Annotated in this window: 21 protein-coding genes; 10 read left to right on the top strand and 11 right to left on the bottom strand. The window is 71.4% G+C overall.

Translation table 11 applies throughout. From position 1 onward, the window contains the following. Positions 1-43 precede the first annotated feature (43 nt). From ACWEVN_RS06645 to ACWEVN_RS06630, 4 genes are all read left to right on the top strand, one after another. Entirely contained in the window at positions 44-925 is an 882-nt protein-coding gene (locus tag ACWEVN_RS06645; RefSeq protein WP_452050527.1) for a DUF5926 family protein, read from the top strand. Between the two features lie 151 nt (positions 926-1,076). Then, on the top strand, positions 1,077-1,430 hold the full coding sequence (locus ACWEVN_RS06640; protein ID WP_449686286.1) for a DUF952 domain-containing protein: 354 nt from the start codon (positions 1,077-1,079) through the stop codon (positions 1,428-1,430). A 210-nt stretch (positions 1,431-1,640) separates the two neighbouring features. After that, positions 1,641-2,153, top strand: coding sequence for a SigE family RNA polymerase sigma factor (locus ACWEVN_RS06635; RefSeq protein WP_452050526.1), 513 nt, complete (start codon positions 1,641-1,643; stop codon positions 2,151-2,153). Next, positions 2,150-2,974 carry a hypothetical protein gene (locus tag ACWEVN_RS06630; protein ID WP_452050525.1) on the top strand — a complete coding sequence of 275 codons (825 nt, stop codon included), beginning with the start codon at positions 2,150-2,152 and terminating at the stop codon, positions 2,972-2,974. The genes ACWEVN_RS06635 and ACWEVN_RS06630 overlap by 4 nt, the downstream gene beginning before the upstream one ends. Positions 2,975-3,041: 67 nt before the next feature. On the opposite strand, the gene ACWEVN_RS06625 is transcribed toward ACWEVN_RS06630, so the two are convergent. From ACWEVN_RS06625 to ACWEVN_RS06615, 3 genes are all read right to left on the bottom strand, one after another. Beyond that, complete coding sequence (locus ACWEVN_RS06625; RefSeq protein WP_452050524.1) at positions 3,042-3,596, bottom strand: ferritin; 555 nt, start codon at positions 3,594-3,596, stop codon at positions 3,042-3,044. Between the two features lie 145 nt (positions 3,597-3,741). Then, the gene (locus ACWEVN_RS06620; protein WP_452050538.1) at positions 3,742-4,926 is read right to left on the bottom strand and encodes an arginine deiminase; all 1,185 of its coding nucleotides are present in this window, start codon (positions 4,924-4,926) and stop codon (positions 3,742-3,744) included. 41 nt (positions 4,927-4,967) lie between these two features. Further along, on the bottom strand, positions 4,968-5,780 hold the full coding sequence (locus ACWEVN_RS06615) for a CPBP family intramembrane glutamic endopeptidase (RefSeq protein ID WP_449686282.1): 813 nt from the start codon (positions 5,778-5,780) through the stop codon (positions 4,968-4,970). 22 nt (positions 5,781-5,802) lie between these two features. Between ACWEVN_RS06615 and ACWEVN_RS06610 the strand changes: the two genes are divergently transcribed. Then, positions 5,803-6,264 carry a PPOX class F420-dependent oxidoreductase gene (locus ACWEVN_RS06610; RefSeq protein WP_452050523.1) on the top strand — a complete coding sequence of 154 codons (462 nt, stop codon included), beginning with the start codon at positions 5,803-5,805 and terminating at the stop codon, positions 6,262-6,264. Here the strand turns inward: ACWEVN_RS06610 and ACWEVN_RS06605 are convergent. Further along, positions 6,256-7,050, bottom strand: a complete 795-nt coding sequence (locus ACWEVN_RS06605) for a DUF2470 domain-containing protein (RefSeq protein ID WP_452050522.1) — start codon at positions 7,048-7,050, stop codon at positions 6,256-6,258. The two genes, ACWEVN_RS06610 and ACWEVN_RS06605, sit on opposite strands and share 9 nt — an antisense overlap. 151 nt (positions 7,051-7,201) lie before the next feature. Here ACWEVN_RS06605 and ACWEVN_RS06600 point away from each other — a divergent pair, with 151 nt between their 5' ends. Continuing rightward, the gene (locus ACWEVN_RS06600; RefSeq protein ID WP_452050521.1) at positions 7,202-8,230 is read left to right on the top strand and encodes a hypothetical protein; all 1,029 of its coding nucleotides are present in this window, start codon (positions 7,202-7,204) and stop codon (positions 8,228-8,230) included. Here the strand turns inward: ACWEVN_RS06600 and ACWEVN_RS06595 are convergent. Beyond that, positions 8,227-8,811, bottom strand: coding sequence for a LysR family transcriptional regulator substrate-binding protein (locus ACWEVN_RS06595; protein ID WP_452050520.1), 585 nt, complete (start codon positions 8,809-8,811; stop codon positions 8,227-8,229). The two genes, ACWEVN_RS06600 and ACWEVN_RS06595, sit on opposite strands and share 4 nt — an antisense overlap. Beyond that, positions 8,763-8,930 carry a hypothetical protein gene (locus ACWEVN_RS06590; RefSeq protein ID WP_449686277.1) on the bottom strand — a complete coding sequence of 56 codons (168 nt, stop codon included), beginning with the start codon at positions 8,928-8,930 and terminating at the stop codon, positions 8,763-8,765. The genes ACWEVN_RS06595 and ACWEVN_RS06590 overlap by 49 nt, the downstream gene beginning before the upstream one ends. 215 nt (positions 8,931-9,145) lie before the next feature. Here ACWEVN_RS06590 and ACWEVN_RS06585 point away from each other — a divergent pair, with 215 nt between their 5' ends. Then, positions 9,146-10,360, top strand: coding sequence for an MFS transporter (locus tag ACWEVN_RS06585; protein ID WP_452050519.1), 1,215 nt, complete (start codon positions 9,146-9,148; stop codon positions 10,358-10,360). Here ACWEVN_RS06585 and ACWEVN_RS06580 read toward each other — a convergent pair. The 3 genes from ACWEVN_RS06580 to ACWEVN_RS06570 all read right to left on the bottom strand — a co-directional run bounded on the left by ACWEVN_RS06580 (position 10,357) and on the right by ACWEVN_RS06570 (position 14,157). Continuing rightward, positions 10,357-11,094, bottom strand: a complete 738-nt coding sequence (locus ACWEVN_RS06580; RefSeq protein ID WP_452050518.1) for a hypothetical protein — start codon at positions 11,092-11,094, stop codon at positions 10,357-10,359. The two genes, ACWEVN_RS06585 and ACWEVN_RS06580, sit on opposite strands and share 4 nt — an antisense overlap. 1 nt (position 11,095) lies before the next feature. Beyond that, complete coding sequence (locus tag ACWEVN_RS06575) at positions 11,096-12,904, bottom strand: substrate-binding and vWA domain-containing protein (protein WP_452050517.1); 1,809 nt, start codon at positions 12,902-12,904, stop codon at positions 11,096-11,098. Positions 12,905-12,984: 80 nt separating this feature from the next. Then, positions 12,985-14,157 carry a homogentisate 1,2-dioxygenase domain-containing protein gene (locus ACWEVN_RS06570; protein ID WP_449686273.1) on the bottom strand — a complete coding sequence of 391 codons (1,173 nt, stop codon included), beginning with the start codon at positions 14,155-14,157 and terminating at the stop codon, positions 12,985-12,987. 85 nt (positions 14,158-14,242) lie between these two features. On the opposite strand from ACWEVN_RS06570, the gene ACWEVN_RS06565 reads away from it, so the two are divergent. Together ACWEVN_RS06565 and ACWEVN_RS06560 are read left to right on the top strand one after the other, a co-directional pair. Further along, positions 14,243-15,097, top strand: a complete 855-nt coding sequence (locus ACWEVN_RS06565) for a hypothetical protein (RefSeq protein WP_310968509.1) — start codon at positions 14,243-14,245, stop codon at positions 15,095-15,097. Then, positions 15,094-15,735: an IclR family transcriptional regulator gene (locus ACWEVN_RS06560; protein WP_449686272.1), complete on the top strand. Its 642-nt coding sequence runs from the start codon at positions 15,094-15,096 to the stop codon at positions 15,733-15,735. The genes ACWEVN_RS06565 and ACWEVN_RS06560 overlap by 4 nt, the downstream gene beginning before the upstream one ends. On the opposite strand, the gene ACWEVN_RS06555 is transcribed toward ACWEVN_RS06560, so the two are convergent. Both ACWEVN_RS06555 and ACWEVN_RS06550 read right to left on the bottom strand, forming a co-directional pair. After that, the gene (locus ACWEVN_RS06555) at positions 15,719-16,381 is read right to left on the bottom strand and encodes a DUF998 domain-containing protein (RefSeq protein ID WP_449686271.1); all 663 of its coding nucleotides are present in this window, start codon (positions 16,379-16,381) and stop codon (positions 15,719-15,721) included. The two genes, ACWEVN_RS06560 and ACWEVN_RS06555, sit on opposite strands and share 17 nt — an antisense overlap. 56 nt (positions 16,382-16,437) lie before the next feature. Continuing rightward, the gene (locus ACWEVN_RS06550) at positions 16,438-17,025 is read right to left on the bottom strand and encodes a TMEM165/GDT1 family protein (RefSeq protein WP_449686308.1); all 588 of its coding nucleotides are present in this window, start codon (positions 17,023-17,025) and stop codon (positions 16,438-16,440) included. Positions 17,026-17,212: 187 nt separating this feature from the next. Between ACWEVN_RS06550 and ACWEVN_RS06545 the strand changes: the two genes are divergently transcribed. Continuing rightward, on the top strand, positions 17,213-18,172 hold the full coding sequence (locus ACWEVN_RS06545) for a S41 family peptidase (protein ID WP_452050516.1): 960 nt from the start codon (positions 17,213-17,215) through the stop codon (positions 18,170-18,172). Positions 18,173-18,193: the final 21 nt, after the last annotated feature.

Genomic DNA, 18,193 nt, shown 5'->3' with positions numbered 1-18,193 from the left:
TAACCCTTCGATAGCGTCTGAAGCCGAGCCAGAGGAGGCAGCAGTGGGCAAGGGCGCGCGCAAGAAGGGTCCCAAGCAGGCGTCGGACCGCAAGCCGAAGGTGCGCGACGTCTTCGTCGGCCAGCCGTTCGAAGGGCTGGCGGCGGAGCCCGAGCTGATCGCGCTGCGCGAGTTCGTGCCGTCCGCGACGGCCCAGCTCACCCTTGCCGACGGTGGTGACGTCACCCTCGGGACCGTGCTGCCGATGGCGGCCGCCGCGTTCGTCCGCTCGGACGGCCGGCGTTACCTCGGTCTGCAGGTGCAGACCCGCTCGTCCGACATCAGCCGCGACCTCGGCCGCTCGCTGAAGTGGCTGCTGGACGCCAAGGAGGGTGACGTCCTCGGCGTGCCGGACACCACCACCCCGCCCGCGGCCGACGAGCACGCCCGGCTGCAGGACCTGCTGGCGCCGGGTGCCGAACTCGACGTCACGCTGCACACGGACTTCGGCTGGTGGCTGCCCGAGGACGCCGACGCGACCGGTGACGTCGCCGTGTCGCTCGAGCGCGCGAACGCCGCGATCATGCCCACCGAACGGCTCGGCTCGGGCGCCTACTGGGTCCTCGCCGGCGAGAAGGCGCACCTGCGCTGGGTCCGGCCGGAGCCGGAGAACCTGCTGCTCCAGGCCCTCGCCCGGCTGTCCGCGGCCGGGGAGCTCGGCCTCGGAGAGGGCTCGCGCTACGCGGGTTCGTTCCGGGCGCACGGCCTGCTCGTCCCGGTCTGGGACCTCGACCCCGAGGCCCACGCCCGCGAGTGGGCCGACGCCAAGGACGCCCTCGGCGCCCGGCTCGAGACGGCGTTGAAGTCGCTCGACGACGAGCCGCTGAACGCGGCCGAGCGGCGGGCGCGCGACGGCCTCGTCGGCCGTCAGCTGACCCTGCGCTGACCGTCGTCGGCAGGCCAGCCGACCGTCGTCGGCGGGTGCCGGACCATCGGTACGCACCGGTGGTCCTCCACCCTTCGGTGAGCGTTCAACCAGGCACTATGTGGCGGAAGAGACACCGCTGGTGCAGCGCGCCGGTGGGACGATTCTCTGCGTGATACTTCACATCTGCGGGGCGGCCGACTGGGCCGAAGTGGGGGAAGACGGCGAGTACCGGGATCCGTCCCTGGACGAAGTCGGGTTCATCCACTGTTCCGACTTGGGCACGGTGAACCTGCCGGCCAACATCCGGTTCCGGGGCCGGACCGATCTGGTGCTGCTCGAAATCGACCCGGCGAAGGTCGACGCGCCGGTCCGCTGGGAGGACGGGCTGCCGCCGCACCCGGAGGGGATCTGGTTCCCGCACGTCTACGGCCCGATCCCGCGTGCGGCGGTCGTCGGCGTGCACGAATTCCGAGAGTCCGAGGGCGGCGGCTTCCGCCTGCCCGACTCGCTCGCCCACCGCTGACGTGGGCAGATCATCGCCCGGCCGACCCAGAGGGAATTCGGCCGGGAACGCGGGCAACCTGAGGGGGCTGTGATGCGTGTTGGGGAGGAAAGCGACTCGGCTTCTGGCTACCCGACCCCGAGGGGAGGCGATACGGTGACCGCTGCGGCACCCGTCTTCACCGGGGGAGATACCTGGGTGACCAGCGCAGGCCGAGGGAGGGCCGCGACGTTGGCTGGCGAGTTCGTCGACTTCGGCGACTTCGTGCAGGCCACCCTGCCCGGCTTGTTGCGGTACGGCCACGCGCTCACCGGTAACCCGCACGACGCGGCGGACCTGGTGCAGACCGTGCTGGAGAAGATCGGCTCGCGCTGGACGTACGTCCACGAGAAGACCGGCGACCCGCTGGCCTACGTCCGCCGGTCGATGGCGAACGCGCACGTGAGCCGCTGGCGGCGGACGCGCCGGGAGAACCTCGTCGCGGACCTGCCGGACACCAGCCCGCACGTGCCGTCCGACCCGTTCGAGCACGAGCCGCTGTGGCGTGCGTTACGGACGCTGCCGCCGAGGCAACGGGCCGTCATGGTGCTGCGTTACTACGAAGGTCTCTCGGAAGCGGAGATCGCCGGTGCCCTCGGGATCACCCAGGGCACCGTCAAGAGCCAGGCCAGCAAGGCGATCTCGTCGCTGCGGATGAAGCTGAAGTCGGTCGACGGCGAAGGCGAAGGGAGTGGTGCGGGTTGAACATCTCCGAGGACGAACTGGAGCAGCGCCTGCGCGCCCTGTTCGCCGACGAGCGGCTGGACCTGCCTCCGCCGCCGGACGCCGGCACCGTCATCGTCACCGGGGCGCGCCGCCGCCGCCGTCGCCGGCACGTCGTGCAGGCCGTGGCCGGGGTCGCGGCCGCCGTGGTCGCCGTGGCGGGCGGGCTGACCATGATCCGGTTCCACGCCGAGGACGGCACCGCGGTGATGTCCGCCGACGGCAGCGGAACCAGTGGCAAGCCGCCGGAGAACCTCACGGCGGGCCGGTCGCCGGAGCCGTCGACGCCCGGTCCGACCGGCACCCAGAGCATCCAGGCTTCCGCGCCGCCGGGCGCGTCGACGTCGCGGCCGCCGCGGCCGCCGTCGACCCCGCGGCCGTCCACGCTCCCCGGTGTGGCCACCGGGCCGCTGCTCGCGGCCGACGGCTTCGGCAAGCTCAAGCTCGGCATGTCCGAGGCCGACGTGACGGCGCAGGCCGTGACGCTCAGCGAACCGCAGGCCGGCGCGAGCTGCACCGTCTACAAGGCACAGGGCAGCGGGGTGCCGGTGGCCGCGAGCGTCGTCATTTCGAAGGCGGCCGGGCTGGTCGTCGTCACCCCCGACGTGGCCGCGCACACCGCCGAAGGCATCGGCGCCGGCGCCACCAAGGACCAGATCCTCGCCACCTACCCGGCGGCCAAGGAGGAGTCCGGCGACGTCGTCGCCCCGGCCGGCACCGCCGCCGAATACCGCTTCCGGCTCGGCGAGACCGGAGTCGTGCAGACGAGCCTTTCGAGCCGCGCCCAGGACTGCGCCGGCTGAGGGCCGGGCGCATGCGGAAACCCGGGCTGTCCACAGGGGGAGAGCCCGGGTTTGCCCGTTCCAGGGACTACAGCGCCCCGCCGGCCACCGGCGGCATCTGCGAGTCGGCGCCGCCGTCGCCGACGGACTCGCGGTGCAGGTGGTTCTCGACCTCGAACAGGTTGCCGTTCGCGCGCTTGACGACGTTCAGCAGCGTGTTCATCTGCGAGATCTCTTCGACCTGCTCCTTGAGGAACCACTGCGTGAACTGCTCGCTGATGTAGTCCTCTTCGGCGCGCGCGGCCTTCGCCATCGCGGAGATGTCGACGGCCACCTCCTTCTCCTGCTCGAGCGCGAGCTCGATGAGCTCGGTGACGCCGGAGAAGTCGTTGCGCACGTCCCCGGTGCCGGGAATCTCGACGTGGTGGTCGCGGTCGAGCATGTACTGCACCAGCGCCATCGCGTGGTTGCGCTCCTCGACGGACTGCTTGTAGAAGTGCTTCGCCAGCTGCGGGAGGTCCTCGGCGTCGAACCACACCGCGAGCGCGATGTACTGCTGGGACGCGTTGAACTCGTTGTGGATCTGCGCCTGCAGCAGTTCGTAGAACTTCGAGCGCGGCTCTTTCTTCTTGGTGAGGACCATGCAGACCAGAATAGATCAAGATTGGCGGGAATTCCACTCGGGACTGGTGATCCGGCCCCTATTAGGGTTACCATTCCTAAAGAAGACTTGCCTAATTTAAGTAAGCCTTCCCTAAAAGCCGCGGCAATTTAGGGAAGGCTTGCCATCACAGCGGATCGCGCCGGACCGGGCAGGACATGCACCGCGGCCCGCCCCGGCCGGAGCCCAGTTCGGAGCCCGCGATCGGCAGCACCTCGATGCCGGCCGCCTCCAGCCGTTCGTTCGTCTCGACATTGCGCTCGTAGCCGACGACGACACCCGGCGCCAGGGCGAGCGTGTTGTTGCCGTCGTCCCACTGCTCGCGTTCGGCCGTCACCGGGTCGAGGCCGGTGTCGATGACGCGCAGCCGGTCGATCTCCATCGCCTCGGCCGCGGCCACCAGGAACGGCGCCGGGCCGGCCACCTTCACCCCGCCGTCGCCGGTCGGGCGCAGCGTGAACGCCGTCAGCGAGTCGCGCGCCAGCGGGTACATCACCACCGCGTCCGCGTCGACCATCGTGCACACCGTGTCCAGGTGCATGGTCGCGCGGGACTGCTCGATCGGCACCGCCAGCACGGTGTGCGCGATGCCGTCGGCGAACACCGACCGGGCCAGGGACTCCGCGCCGGCCGCTGTCGTCCGCTCGCCGACGCCGATGGCGAGCACGCCCGGCGCCAGCAGCATCACGTCGCCGCCTTCGATCGGCGCCGAATGGGCGCCGTAGGCGCGGGCCGCGCGGCGGAACTGCGGATGGTAGGCGTAGATCAGGTCGAGCACCGCGGTCTCGCGGCGGCGCGCGGGCATGTTCAGGGACGAAATCGCCACCCGGTCGGCGATCCACACCGACGAGTCGCGCGTGAACAGCAGGTTCGGCAGCGGGTCGACGGCGAAGTCGTGCGGGTGGTTCATCATCCGCACGAGCGACGCGCCCTCCGCGGACGGCAGCTCCTCGAACGTCATGCCGGCCATCAGCACCTCGGCGAGCCCGGCCGCGTCGACGCCCGAGAGGTGCGAACGCAGCGAGTCGGCCAGGTCGCCGCCGAGCCGCCGGTCGTCGACCGCCGCGTGCACGCCCGCCGCGTGCGCCCGGTCGTCTTCCAGGGCCGTCCGGAGGGCGTCGGCCAGCAGCAGGACGTCCACCCCGCGGCCGCGCAGCACCTCGGCGAACGCGTCGTGCTCGTCCTGGGCCCGGTCGACCCACGGGATGGAGTCGAACAGGAGCTGGTCGTTGTTGCGGGGCGTCAGCCTTTTGAGCTCGTTGCCGGGCCGGTGCAGCAGCACCGCGCGCAGGGGTCCGACTTCGCTGTCCACCCGGGGAGGTGCCGTTTCGTCGATCACCCCCCAGATCCTAGTCAGGGCAGCCAGGAAACGTGCCCCTTGAGCAGCGAGTATCCGACGAACGACACGAAGTCGAACAGCGTGTGCGCGGCGACCAGCGGCCACAGCCGGTTGGTCTTCTGCCACAGCCGCCCGAACACCAGCCCCATGATCAGGTTCCCGACGAACCCGCCGAAGCCCTGGTACAGGTGGTACGACCCGCGCAGCACGGCGGCGCCGAACACCGCGGCGTTCTCCCGGACGCCGAGCTGCCGCAGCCGCGTCAGCAGGTAGCCGATGACCAGGACTTCCTCGGCGAAGGCGTTGCCGAACGCCGAGAGCGTCAGCGTGATCGGCCGCCACCACGTATCGCCCAAAGTGGACGGTTGCACGGCCAGGCTGAACCCGAGGTGGTACGAGATGAAGTACAGCGCCAGGCCCGGGATGCCGATCAGCGCGGCGAGCACGACGGTCAGCAGCGCGTCCCGGCCCGGTGATCGCCGGTCGAGGCCGATCTGCGCGACCTTGACGCCCGCGCGCCACAGCAGGTACAGCCCGAGCGCGCCCCAGCCGACCAGCTGCGCCGCCGACAGCAGCTGCTTGAGCAGGTCGATCAGGCTCGCCGCGGCCTGCGGCACGTTCAGCTGGGTCTGCTGCTGGGCCAGCGGCACCGGCTGCAGCAGCGAGTCCACAAGGGACAGCAGGCTGCGCACGCCGGACATGCCCAGCGTGATCCCGAAGACGATCAGCAGCTCGAGCTTGATCGCGCGGCGCTCGCGCGGGTCGTCGATCGGCTCCGGGAACGACGGCCGGGCCGGGGCCAGCCACGATCGCGCGGTGAACGTCATGGACGCACGCTACCTTCGGGGTATGCCGAGGAGCATCGCCACCAACGAAACCGTCGACCGTGCCGCGCTGGTCGAGTTCCTGTCGACCCGCCACCGCGCCATCCTGCTGACCACGAAGGCCGACGGCGGCCCGCAGCTCTCGCCGGTGACCTGCGGCGTCGACGCCGAGGGCAGGCTGGTCGTCTCGACCTACCCGAAGCGCGCGAAGGTCGTGAACGTCAAGCGCAACCCGAAGGTTTCGGCTTGCATCCTGTCCGACGAGTGGAACGACCGGTGGGTGCAGCTGAACGGCACCGCCGAGGTGCTGGACATCCCGGATTCGGTCGAGCCGCTCGTCGAGTACTTCCGCGCCATCTCCGGCGAACACCCGGACTGGGACGAATACCGCGCGGCCATGGTCAAGCAGGGCAAGAGCATCATCCGCGTGACGATCGAGAGCTGGGGGCCGATCGCGAAGGGCGGCTTCCCGGCCGAACTAGCCTGACCGCCCGCGCAGGAACGGGCAGCCGACCAGCCGGCGCAGTTCCGCCGCGAGCTGCGCCGGGCTGTCGACGGACTTCGAGAACGCCAGCCGCACGTCGTGGTCGCCGCTGTCGGACTCGACGCGCAGGCGCAGCCCGAACCGGTCGAGCCCGAGCGGGCGGATCCGGCCGCCGCGCAGCGAGGCCGGCAGGTGCTTCGCCAGCTGCTCGACGACGTCGGAGTGGTCGCTCTCCAGGTGCCGCAGCCACTGGGCCTCGTAGTCGTGGAACGGGTCCGGCGGCGCGGCGCTGAACATGTGCGGGCGCAGCGAGTGCGTGCCTTCGGCGTCGGCGAGCACGAGCGACGCCGGGGTGAGCCGCAGCAGCGTGACGCCGTGGCCGACGTCGAGGAGCCGTTCGTCCGGCCGCGTCTCGGCGATCGCCACCGCCCGCGCGCGGGCCGAAACCGGCGAGAGCGGCCGCAGCCAGCCGGTGATCCACAGCAGCCCGCGGATCGGTTCCCGCAGGTCGACCGGGGCCTGGTCGGCGAGCTCGACCATCACGGCCAGCTCCCCGCGCTGGGTCTGCTTCGCCGCGCCGACCATCGGGTGGTCGTCGGGCAGCAGCACGCTGACGCTGCCGCTGTGGTGCACGTGGTGCAGCACCGGCACGACCCGCCGGCCGTCGAGGTCCGTGCGATCGCAGGTCGGCAGCAACGACGCGGGGCCGTTGCGGGTCGCGATCGTCTTGGCGCGCTCGGCGGGGCTCGGCGCCGGCGGGCGGCGGACGGTTGTGGGTGCCTCGGTCACGGCTCACCTCCTACTTAGGTGAGCCTAACCTGAATTCGACGGTCTGGGTAGTCGTGGCGCTCACGTCCCACCCGCTGATCGGTGCATCCGGTAACGCCGGTGCCCACTTTGCCGAAAAGCGGTTAACAACCCGACCCCGTGGGGGTTCCGCGTGCCGATCGTCCCGGTCCCCGAGCGCGTCCGCGCGTTCGAACTCGACCCCGCCATGCCGTCCGGGGCCCTCCCGATCTTCGGCGAGTACCTCGACCGCCTCGGCCGCGACACCGCGAACCAGCGGCTCGTGGCCGCGTTCTTCGTGGTGTTCGGGTTCGCCCAGTTCTTCGCCGGCGCGGGGGTGGCGCTGCCGGTCGGCACGTTCGCGCTCGCCGGCGCGATCGAGGCGTGGTGGCTCCACCGCGCGCACGCCCACCTGCCCGAGACGCGGTTGAAGCGGGAAGCGTTCCGGCAGGTGGACATCGCCGCCGGCGGCCTGGTCGCGGCCGGCCGGACGGTGGGCGTGCGCCTGCCGGACGGCCGGTGGCTGCGCGTCCGGCTCGACGAAGCCCACCGGTTGCTGGTCGCCGGGCACCGCCGGGTCTGGCTGCTGGGCCGGGGCCCGAAGGTGTTCGTCGGGTTCTCCGGCGTGGTGCGGGTCCGCCGCGCCCGGATCCACGACATCCCGCCGCCGGGTGCCGTACCGGTGCCGGAACCGGCCGGGTCCCGCTCGCCGAGGCTCGACCCCGTGCTGGCCGCACACCGCCGCCAGTTGGCCCGCGACCTGCGCACGACAGCGGCGTTCTTGCTGGTACTGGCCGGGTTCGCGGTCTGGGTCGCACTCGACTTCCCGGTGGTGGGATGGCTCGCGTGGCCGTGCGGCGCCGGCGCGCTCCTGGGCGCCCTCGCGGCGGTGTCCCGGGCGATCACCTACCGCAGGCCCCTCCCGGCGGACCACTGGACGGAGCTGCGCGCGGTCCTCGACGGCCCGGTCCGCATGACCCGCCACGGCGCGGCCAGGCTGAGCGGCCTGACCATGCTGGCCGACGGCCGCGTGGTCCGCTTCCGCCTCCCCAAGGTCGACCCCTCGATGGCGGCCAACATCGCGGCGACGGGCCGCCTCTGGATCGCGGGCGCCCCCCACCCGGGCGCGGCCAAGACGGGCCTCCCGGGCTACCCGGTGCTGGGCACGGTCTGGCTCGGTTAGGCGGCCCAGCTCGGCCGCCACCCGCCGGCCGCCCGTTCGCCCTTCGCGAGGTGACGCCGAAGCGCCGCGAGTCCGGGGTGCGCGTTGCCCCGCCGCCACACCAGCGAATGCGGGTACACCGGCACGGGAGCTTCGATCGGCACGCGCCGCAGGTCATGCCCCGGCGGCCACAACACCCGGCTCCCCGCGCCGAGCAACGTCGCCACCTCGCTCGATTCCGCGATCGTGTCCAATACCACCTCGATGCCGAAGTTCGGCCCGGCGGCGTCGATCCACAGGTCGAACGCCGCCGCGAACTCGGCGTAGTACGCGCCCCACTCGGTCCCGGGCACCACGCCGGGCAACCGGATCCGGTGCCCGGCCAGCTCGGCGGGAGTAACCGCAGCCGAGTTCGCCAGCGGGTGCGTGGGGCCACACAACAGCTGGATCGACTCGTCGAGCACCCACTGGGTGTCGAGGTCGTCGGGCAGCGTGACGACCGCGCGGAACGACGCGTCGATCGAGCCATCCCGGATCGCCGCGACCTCGAGCGCTACCTCGGGTGCGCCTGGTGGAACTCGCGCAGCAACGTGGCCGGGCACAGCCGCCTGCCGATGACGTCGACGCGGAGCGGGCCGCTGCGCACCGACGCCAGCGCGCGCAGCTCGCCCGACAGCAGCTCGCGGGCGTGCGGCAGGAACACCTCACAGCTCGGCGACACCAGAGTGGTGTGCCAGGCGCCCCAGCGGAACCAAACATCCCCCGCCGCTCCCAGGGGGGCGTCCCCAGGTCCATTCTATCGGCGGGAACCGACAACAGGCCGGAAAGCCGACACCGCAAGCGAAGTCGTCCACACTCGGCGCCAGATGTGGACAACTTGTGGCGTCACGGCATGTCGGTTGCCGCGCACGGCCGTTCCCCGCTTTGATCTCCGACGTGATGCGCGGGCGGTCGCTGGGGCCGCGGTTCAGGTGGCTCTGGTCGGCCTATGCGGTGAGCGCCTTCGGGACTTGGCTCGGCTTCGGCGCCTTCCCCATGCTCGCGATCCTCGTCCTCCACGCCGGGCCCGCGGCCGTCTCGGCGCTGGCCGCGGTCGGGCCGGCCGTCGGGGCGCTCGTCGCCGTTCCGCTGGGGCCGTGGGTCGATCGCCGGCGGAAGCAGCCGGTGCTGGTGGCCATGGACCTGGTGCGGTTCGGCGCGCTGGTCAGCGTTCCGGCCGCCTACGCCTTCGGCGTGCTGAGTTTCGGCCAGCTGCTGGCCGTCTCGGTGGTCGTCGCCGCGGCGGACATCACCTTCACCTCCGCGAGCGGGGCCTTCCTCAAGGGCCTGGTGCCGCCCGAAGACCTCCTCCTCGCGAACGGCCGGTTCGAGTCGACGAACTGGACCGCCACCGCGCTCGGGCCGCCGTTGGGCGGGGCGGCGTTCGCGCTGTTCGGGCCGGTGACGTCGGTGGTCGCCAACGCCGTCAGCTTCCTGCTCTCCGCGCTCGGGATCCGCGCGATCGGCGGGGACGAACCGCGCCCGCGCACCGCCGCCCGGCTGCGCCCGCGCGACCTCGCCGACGGCTGGCGCTTCCTGATGGCGCACCGGGGACTGCGGCCGCTGCTGTTCAACGCGATGGTGTTCAACGGCCTGGTCATGGGCACCGAGCCGCTGCTCGCCGTGCTGATGCTCAACCAGCTCGGGTTCCCGCCGTGGCAGTACGGGCTCGCGTTCGCCGTCCCGTGCCTCGGCGGGCTCGCCGGCTCACGGCTGACGCCGCGGCTGGTCGCGAAGTTCGGGCGCCACCCGGTCCTGGTGATGTCCGGCGCGATCAGGGCGTGCTGGCTGCTCGCCCTGGCCTTCATCCCGGCGGGCACCGGCGGGCTCGCCTACGTCATGGTCGTCGAACTCGGCCTGATCGTCAGCTGCAGCGTCTTCAACCCGGTGCTCGCGACCTACCGGCTCGAGCAGCTCCCGGCGGACCGCACCGCGCGGACGCTGTCGGCGTGGTCGATCAGCACGAAGGCGTCCATCGCCACGCTGACCGCGCTCTGGGGCCTGCTCGCCGGTCTGGTCGGGCCGCGCTGGGCCATCGGGATCGCCGGGGTGCTGGTCCTGGCGACGCCGTTGCTGCTGCCCCGCCGCGATCGGACGCTGGTGGCCGCCTAACCCAGCGACTTCCGCGTCGCCTGCTCGGTCTCCAGCACGCCCTGGCGGATGCCCTCCAGCTGGTCGCTCAGCTCGCGCACCGCGCCGGTGTCCACGGCGATGTCCGTCGTCGTGGCCGTGAGCTCGGCGACCCGGGCCACCAGGCTGTCCAGGCCGAGCGCGCCGGACTGCAGCTGCGCCAGCAGTTTGTCGCGGGCGCCGGACAGCCGCGCGTGCACGTCCGCCTGGGCCTGGACCGCCGTCAGCGCCTGCTCCAGGTCGCCGCGCACGTCCGCCCGGGCCGTGCGCAACTCGCGCTGCAGCCGACGCCGTTCGTGCGCGACGGCGTCCGGATCGACCCTGGCCAGCGCCTGACCCGTCGCCGACGCGCGGCCGGCCAGGCGTTCGAGCGTCGCCAGCGTTTCCCGGACCACCGGCTCCATGTCCGCCACGCGGTCGGCGAGCGGACCGGACTCGAGCGAGCCGCTCAGCGAGGCGAAGCCCTCCGCCGCGGCCGACGCGCGATGCAGCCAGTTCTCCTCGGCCGATCCGGGTGCCACGTCCAGCACGCGGGCTTCCCGCGGTGGCGGCTCCTTCTCGCGGGTTGCCACCGCCACGCCCGCCCGGGCGGCGAGCACCGCCACCCCGACCCCGAGGGCGGCGACGACCGGCAGCTGCACGGCCCAGGCCACCCCGGCCGACGTGGCGGCGAGCAGCAGCCCCCACGGTTCGGCGAGCTCACGGGCGAACTTCATGTCAGAAATTGGAGATCACGGAGGTGAACACCTGGTTGATCGAGTCCGGTTTGGACGAATCGTACTCCGAACCCGCGGTCGCCTCGGCGATCTGCTTCAGCACGTCCTGGTCGGCGTCCGAGCCGTAGGCGATGGTGAACAGCCGGACCGACTCCGCGTTGCCCTCCGGTCGCAGCTGCGGCACCAGGTGCTCGAGGTCGATGCCGCCGGAGTCCTCGTTGCGGCCGTCGGTCAGCACCACGACCGCGTTGATCGCCGCCGGGTCCAGGTGGGCCTTCATGTACTCGTACGCGGCCAGCGACGAGTCGTACAACCCCGTGCCGGACTGGGGAGTCAGCCCGCTGAGCCGCATGGCCAGGGTCTCCTTGCCGCTGTTCCCGAGCGCCTGCACCGGGAGCAGCTCCTGGTAGTCCTTGTCGCCGTCGAGGTGGGTCGCAAACTGCCAGAGCCCGACCTGGTCGCGCGGCACGAACTGGCCGAGCGAGTCGATCGCGGCCTGCTTCGCCAGGTCGATCTTGCTCTTGCCGGTGCCCTTCACCTCGTCGCCCATCGAGCCCGAGACGTCCACGACGAGCAGCACGTTCGCCTTCTTCCGCAGGTCGGTCCAGGACGCCAGCAGCTTCGACAGCACCGACGGCGACGGCGGCCGCAGGAAGCTGATCTTCGCGTCCGGCTGGACGCCGTTGGCGGGCGTCGCCGGCGGGCCCGGCTTGCCCTCGAACGACCGGAAGCCGAGCGCGGCGAACTTCGCCTGCGTCTCGGCGAGGCGCAGGTAGCCGAGGAAGTCCGCGGCGATCTGCTTGCGCACCGGGTCCGCCCAGTTCAGCGTGACGAACGGGTGGTCGGAGTTGAGCGTCCCGTCACCCGGGTAGATCGCCACCAGCGGCACCTTCGGCGGCCCGTGCTGCCCGACCTTGGCCGGGTCGTTCGTCGGGTTGCCCTGGTTGTAGCCGATCAGCGAGTTCTCCTCGACGGTGACCGCCGAGATGTACGACAGCGCCGCGCCCTTGTCGTCGGCCTTCTGCAGGTTGGTCAGGAAGGTGAGCGTGGTGTCGCCGTAGTGCACGATCGCCTGCTCGATGTTCGTGACGAACTGCTTCGCGTCCGGCTTCTCGAGCGCGGCCGCGGTGAGGTCGGACGACGTGCCGGTGGCGGCGTAGTAGGCACCGATCGTCGCGTTCAGCCCGGACGTCGAGATGTTCGGGTTCGTCTTGCCCAGCCGGAACTTGCCCCACTCCGGGTGGCCGTACTTCGCCCAGCCCGCCGGGTCGGTGGCCAGGCCGGCGAGGTCCTTCCAGCCGATCGCCTTGCCGGGCCAGCCGAGCGCCTCGGCCATCGGCTTCGGCATCGCGACGACCAGCGGCGCGTTCGCGATCGACGGCGGATCACCGTCCGGCACGAGCGAACCGGTGTCGCCCTTCGCGTTGACGCGCAGCAGGTTGACCCAGCCGCTCGCGGCCGGTGTCCAGACGTCCGGGCGCGGCCCGTCGACGGCTTCGTTCCAGCCGTTGGCCAGCGCCTGCATCGCGACGCCGGACGACTTCGACTTCACGACGACGTCGACGCAGTGCCCGGCGACCGTCCGTCCGGAGTAGGCCTTCGCGGCCTCTTGGACGATGCCGACCTTTTCCGGTGACGAAGCGACGTTGAGCGCGATCGCGTCCGCGCCTGAGCACTTCGGCGCGTCGGCCTCGTCGCTCGAATCGCTGGTCCAGTACCGGATTCCGATGATCAAGGCGATCGCGACCACGATCGCGGCCAGGAACGGGAGAACTTTTCTCTTTCGACGCGCTGGCTGGGAATTGATCATCAAAACCTCCCCGTTCCGCCACCCGGATTTCCATTATCCGGCCGGCGGAACGGGGAGGGGACGGTATTTCCGAATCTTGACTATGACTTAGGGCCGCGGCGGGACCACGTCCAGGCGTAACCGGGGTCTTCGGACGCCTCGGCCGCTTCGCCGAGCTCCAGCGGCGCGAACGTGTCGACCATGACCGCCGTCTCGTCGAAGAACTCCGCGCCGATCGACGCCTCCGCCGCGCCCGGCTGCGGGCCGTGCGTGAACCCGGACGGGTGCAGCGAGAGCGAGCCGATGCCGATCCCCGAGCCCTTCCGGGCCTCGTAGTTGCCGCGCACGTAGAACATCAGCTCGTCGGAGTCGACGTTCGCGTGGTTGTACGGCACCGGGATCGCGCCCTCGTGGTAGTCGACCTTCCGCGGGCAGAAGGAGCAGACGACGAAGTTCGGGCCCTCGAACGTCTGGTGCACGGGCGGCGGCTGGTGCACGCGGCCGGTGATCGGCTCGAAGTCGTCGATGTTGAACACCCACGGGTAGAGGCAGCCGTCCCAGCCGACGACGTCGAAGGGGTGCGTCGCGTAGGTGTAGCGGGTCAGCCCGGCGCGGTGCCGCACGAGCACCTCGACGTCCTCGCCGTCCTCCAGCAGCGGCTCCTCCGGCCCGCGGATGTCGCGCTCGCAGTACGGCGAGTGCTCCAGGAACTGCCCCTTCGCGGACAGGTAGCGCTTCGGCGGCCCGATGTGGCCGCGCGCCTCGAGGGTGAAGAGGTTGACCTCGCCGTCGGGGACGACCCGGTAGGTGCACGACGTCGGGATCACGACGTAGTCGCCGTCGCCGACCTCGAGGCGGCCGTAGATCGTCTCGAAGGTCGCCGAGCCGCCGTGGACGTAGAAGAGCTCGTCGCCGGCCGCGTTGCGATACAGCGGGCTGGGCGCGGTCGCGGTGACGAATCCGATGGTGACGTCGTTGTTGCCGAACAGCCGCCGCCGGTCGGTCACCGCGTCGGCCTCGCCGCCGAACTTGAGGTCCCGGGTCCGGAACGACCGCGGCTTGAGCGGGTGGTTCGGGGTGAGCGACCCGCGGTCCTCCGCGACTGCGACGGCGTCGACGATCGCCGTCGGCAGGCCGCGGTGGTAGAGCAGCGCGGAGTCGGCGGAGAAGCCCTCGACGCCCATCAGCTCTTCGGCGTAGAGCCCGCCGTCCGGCTTCCGGAACGCGGTGTGCCGCTTGTGCGGGATCTCGCCTACTCGCCGGTAGTAAGGCATCGACGTCCCCTTCTGACGTGTTCGTTGTGCGAACGATTTTGTCCTGATGTCGTACGCTACTAGCGTGTCAGTCGTGTCAAGCGCTGTGGAACTCACGCCCCCCGGCCCCCGTGGAATTCCTCCCCTGTTCGCGAGGCTCGTCGACGACTCGGCGCTGTTCCCTCCGGGCGATGCGGCCATGCCCGAAGCACTCCGTGCGCACTTCGCCAGCCGGGGCTCCGAACACGCCGGTGTCCTGGGGGTTTTCCTCTGCCAGGCGTCGCGGCTGCCCGAGCTCATCACCGAGCTGATCAAGATCAAGCCGAAGCAGCCGCTGCCGCTTTCGCTGATCATCGACACCGGCCTCGGCGGGGTCCCGAAGGCCATCTCGATCGTCGAATCGCGCAGTGAGCTGCTCGCGCTGCGGATGGTCGAGATGCCCGCGCCGTCGGACGTCGACGAGGTGTGGCTCGAGCGCGTCTCGGAGTTCGTGCCGGAGGACGTCATCCGGGTGGTCGAGCCGCGGCGCGGTGTCGGCTGGCTCGACGGTGTCCGGAAGGTGATCGAGCACGGCAGCTGGCCGAAGATCCGCTGCGGCGGGCAGGCGGGCGAGAACTTCCCCAGCGTCGACGAGGTGGCCGACTTCCTCGCCGTCGTCAGCGGGTCCACCGGAGCGTCGTTCAAGGCGACGAACAGCCTGCACCGCGCGGTCCGGCACACCGACCCGGACACCGGGTTCGTGCACCACGGCTTCCTGAACCTGCTCGTGGCCTCCGCGCGCAGCCTGGCCGGCGGAGACGTCCGGGGCGCGCTGGAGTCGACCGACGCCCAGGCGCTGGCCGAGGAGGCCCGTGCGCTGTCCGAGCCGGCCGCGAAGGCCGTGCGGGCGCTGTTCGCGTCCTATGCGGCGGCGTCGTTCGAGGAGCCGGTCGCCGACCTGGGCGAACTCGGCTTGCTGTGACCGGCCGGGAGGGGTCGCTGACGCTCGACCGGGGCTTGGCGCTGCTGCAGGCAGTCGCCGACGCCGGGGGCGACGCGGCGACCATCTCCGAGCTGGCGGTGGCCATCGGGGCCAGCCGCGCGGCCGTCTACCGGCTGCTCGTGCCGCTGTCGGAGCGCGGGCTGGTCTGGCGCGACGGCACCAAGGTCCGGCTCGGCGTCGGGCTGCTCCGGCTGGCCGGGCAGGTGCTGCCGCAGCTGCGGGACGCGGCCGGCCCGGTGCTGCGCGAACTGGCCGAGAAGGTCGGCGCGACCGCGCACTTGTCGGTCGCGCAGGGGGCGCAAGCGCTTGCGGTCGCCGTCGTCGAGCCGTCCTGGACCAACTTCCACGTCGCCTACCGGGTGGGCAGCCGGCACTCGCTGACCGCCGGCGCGGCCGGTAAGGCGATGAGCCTGCGGCCGGGCGGTGACGGCTGGGTGACGTCGACCGGTGAGCTGGAGGCGGGCGCGTCCGGCGTCGCGGCGCCGGTGCGCGGGGTGCCGGGGCTGCGGGCGAGCGTCGGCGTCGTCTCGATGGAGCCGCTGAAGGCGGCCGAAGTGGGCCCGCAGGTCGTCGCGGCCGCCACCCGGCTGGCCGACATCCTCAAGACGGACGGCTGAGCAGCGGCCGGACCATCGTCAGCAGCAGGGCGACGTCGACGGTGAACAGCAGCCGCTCGAAGAGGCCGAGCGTGACGTCCTGCTGGGCCGGGCCGAGGACGAGCGTCAGGACGAAGCCGCCGAGCACCACGCCGACGCTGGCGAAGCTCGCCGTGGCCAGGCGCCGGATCGTCGTCCGGCGGGGCTCCCACGGGCAGCGCTCGCGGCCCTTCCGCGTGAGCACGAACGCGGCCGCGGGCAGCGCGACGAACGCCGTCAGCGCGGCGATGTTGTGGACCTGTCCGGCCAGCGAACGCGCCTGGCCGTCCGGGTCGACGGGGACGAGGCCGCAGACCAGCAGCCCGGCCGACCAGACGCCGAGCAGCACGCAGACGGCGGTGGTGCCGGGGCGGTGGGCCTTGGCGATCCCGGCCAGCAGGGCAACCGAGCCGAGCGAGAGGGCCAGGCACATGACGCTGAACAGGGGAGCGGCCGACGAGGTGCCGAGCTTGCCGTAGACGTACTCCGACAGCGTCTGCCAGATCGGGCTGACCTGCCCGGACAGCCGCAGGTGCAGGTCGATCGAGATGACCACGGCGAGGCCGATGCCGCCGATCGCGATCCGGCCGTGCAGCGGCGAGACCGCGTGCGTCTTCGGCGAGTTCACCCGGTGCTCCCCCTTTCGTTCCCGAAAGGTTACCGGGCGAACCTGTGAGGCAGCCGTCAGAAGGCGAGCTGGAGCAGGGCGAATGCCGCGAACCCGGCGAAGGCGAACCCGGCGCAGCGCTGGATCAGCTTCGGCTTGATCCGGCTGCGGATCTTCGCGCCGATGAACACGGCGAGCCCGGCGACCACCACGAGGGCGGTGAAGGCGCCGACGCCGACGGCGAACGGGTTGCCGATGCGGGCGGCGAGGCTGGCCGTCGCGAGCTGGGAGGCGTCACCCCACTCGGCGGCGAAGAGCACGCCGAACGACGTCATCGCCGAGCGAGTGAAGGACGCCGCGGAGGGGCCGGTGCGCGAAGCGTCTTCGCCTGCTTCGTCGGCTTCGCTGAAGCCCTCGCGAAGGAGCATGAAAGAGCCGAGGCCGAACATCGCGGCGACGACCAGGGAAAGGACGACGTCCGGTAACAGCGTCAACACGCTGCCGAACGCGACCGCTATGACGCATTGCACGGCGAACGCGGCGCACACCCCGGCGAAAACCGGCCAGCCGCGGAAACGGGTGGTCAGCACCAGGGTGGCGACGAGCGTCTTGTCCGGCAGCTCCACGGCGAGGACCAGGCCGAACGCGCTGATCAGCGCCACCATAGCGGCAGTCATGAGTATTTTTTCGCCCCTTTCACTGCAACGATAAAGGGGAGGTTAGGAAAGCTGCAAGCTGATGGCGATCGCGAAATTGCGCGATCGGCGGCCATGAATTTGACATCCCGGGGTGTCACACAATTTTTTTCGGTGTGCCGAATTTTTGGTTGCGGCCTGCGGTAGGTTCACCGGCATGGGGTCACAGGCGCGTGCTGCGCAGGTCGAAGAGGTCATCCGCCGGGTGGAAACGCACTACGTCTTCCCGGACGTCGCCGCGAAGCTCGCGAAGGTGCTTCGCGCGCGTCTCGACGAAGGCGCGTACGCGGACCTCGGCGAAGCGGAATTCGCGACGGCCGTCACAACCGACCTCCAGTCGGTGAACGACGACAAGCACCTCCGGCTGCGTCACCACCTCGACCCCGTCGCCGTGGACGGTGCCGCGGAGCACGCGTCTGAGCACTTCCGGCGCGCCGGCGAGCTGGAGAACTTCGGGATCGCGTCGGTACGGCGGCTCGCGGGCAACGTCGGCTACCTCGACACGACCATGCTCTACCCGATCGACCTCGCCGCGCCGTCGGTCTCGGCGGCGATGACGTTGATCGCCTCGGCCGACGCGCTGCTGCTCGACGTCCGGCACAACCGCGGCGGCGACCCGGAGACCAGCGCGTTCCTGCAGAGCTACCTCGTCGACGAGCGCACCCACTACCTAGACTTCTACGAGCGCGACGGCGACCGCGTCACCCAGATGTGGACGTTGCCGTACGTCCCGGGCCCGAAGTTCGGCGGCACCAAGCCGATCTGGGTGCTCACCGGCCCGGTGACGTTCTCCGGCGGCGAGGACCTCGCCTTCTCGCTGCAGCGGCAGGGCCGCGCGAAAACCGTCGGCGAAACGACGCGAGGCGGCGCGCACCCCTGCGATCGGTACAAAGTGGACACCTACCTGGACGTGACCGTGCCGATCGCCCGCTCGTACGACCCGGACTCGGGGGAGAACTGGGAGGGCGTCGGCGTGGCGCCGAACATCCCGGTCGAGGCGGGCAAAGCGTTCGACACCGCGTACGCGCTGGCGCTGCGGCACGTCCTCGAGCTGGGCGACGAGGGGCCGCGGCGGGTCGTGGCCGAGGAGGCGCGGAAGGCCCTCGACCAGCGGTAGGACGTTGGTCCCGCCGGGAAC

The sequence above is a fragment of the Amycolatopsis sp. NPDC003861 genome (assembly GCF_053605405.1).
The sequence above is the reverse complement of the archived record's forward strand: the minus strand, read 5'-3'. Positions and strand labels throughout refer to the sequence as shown.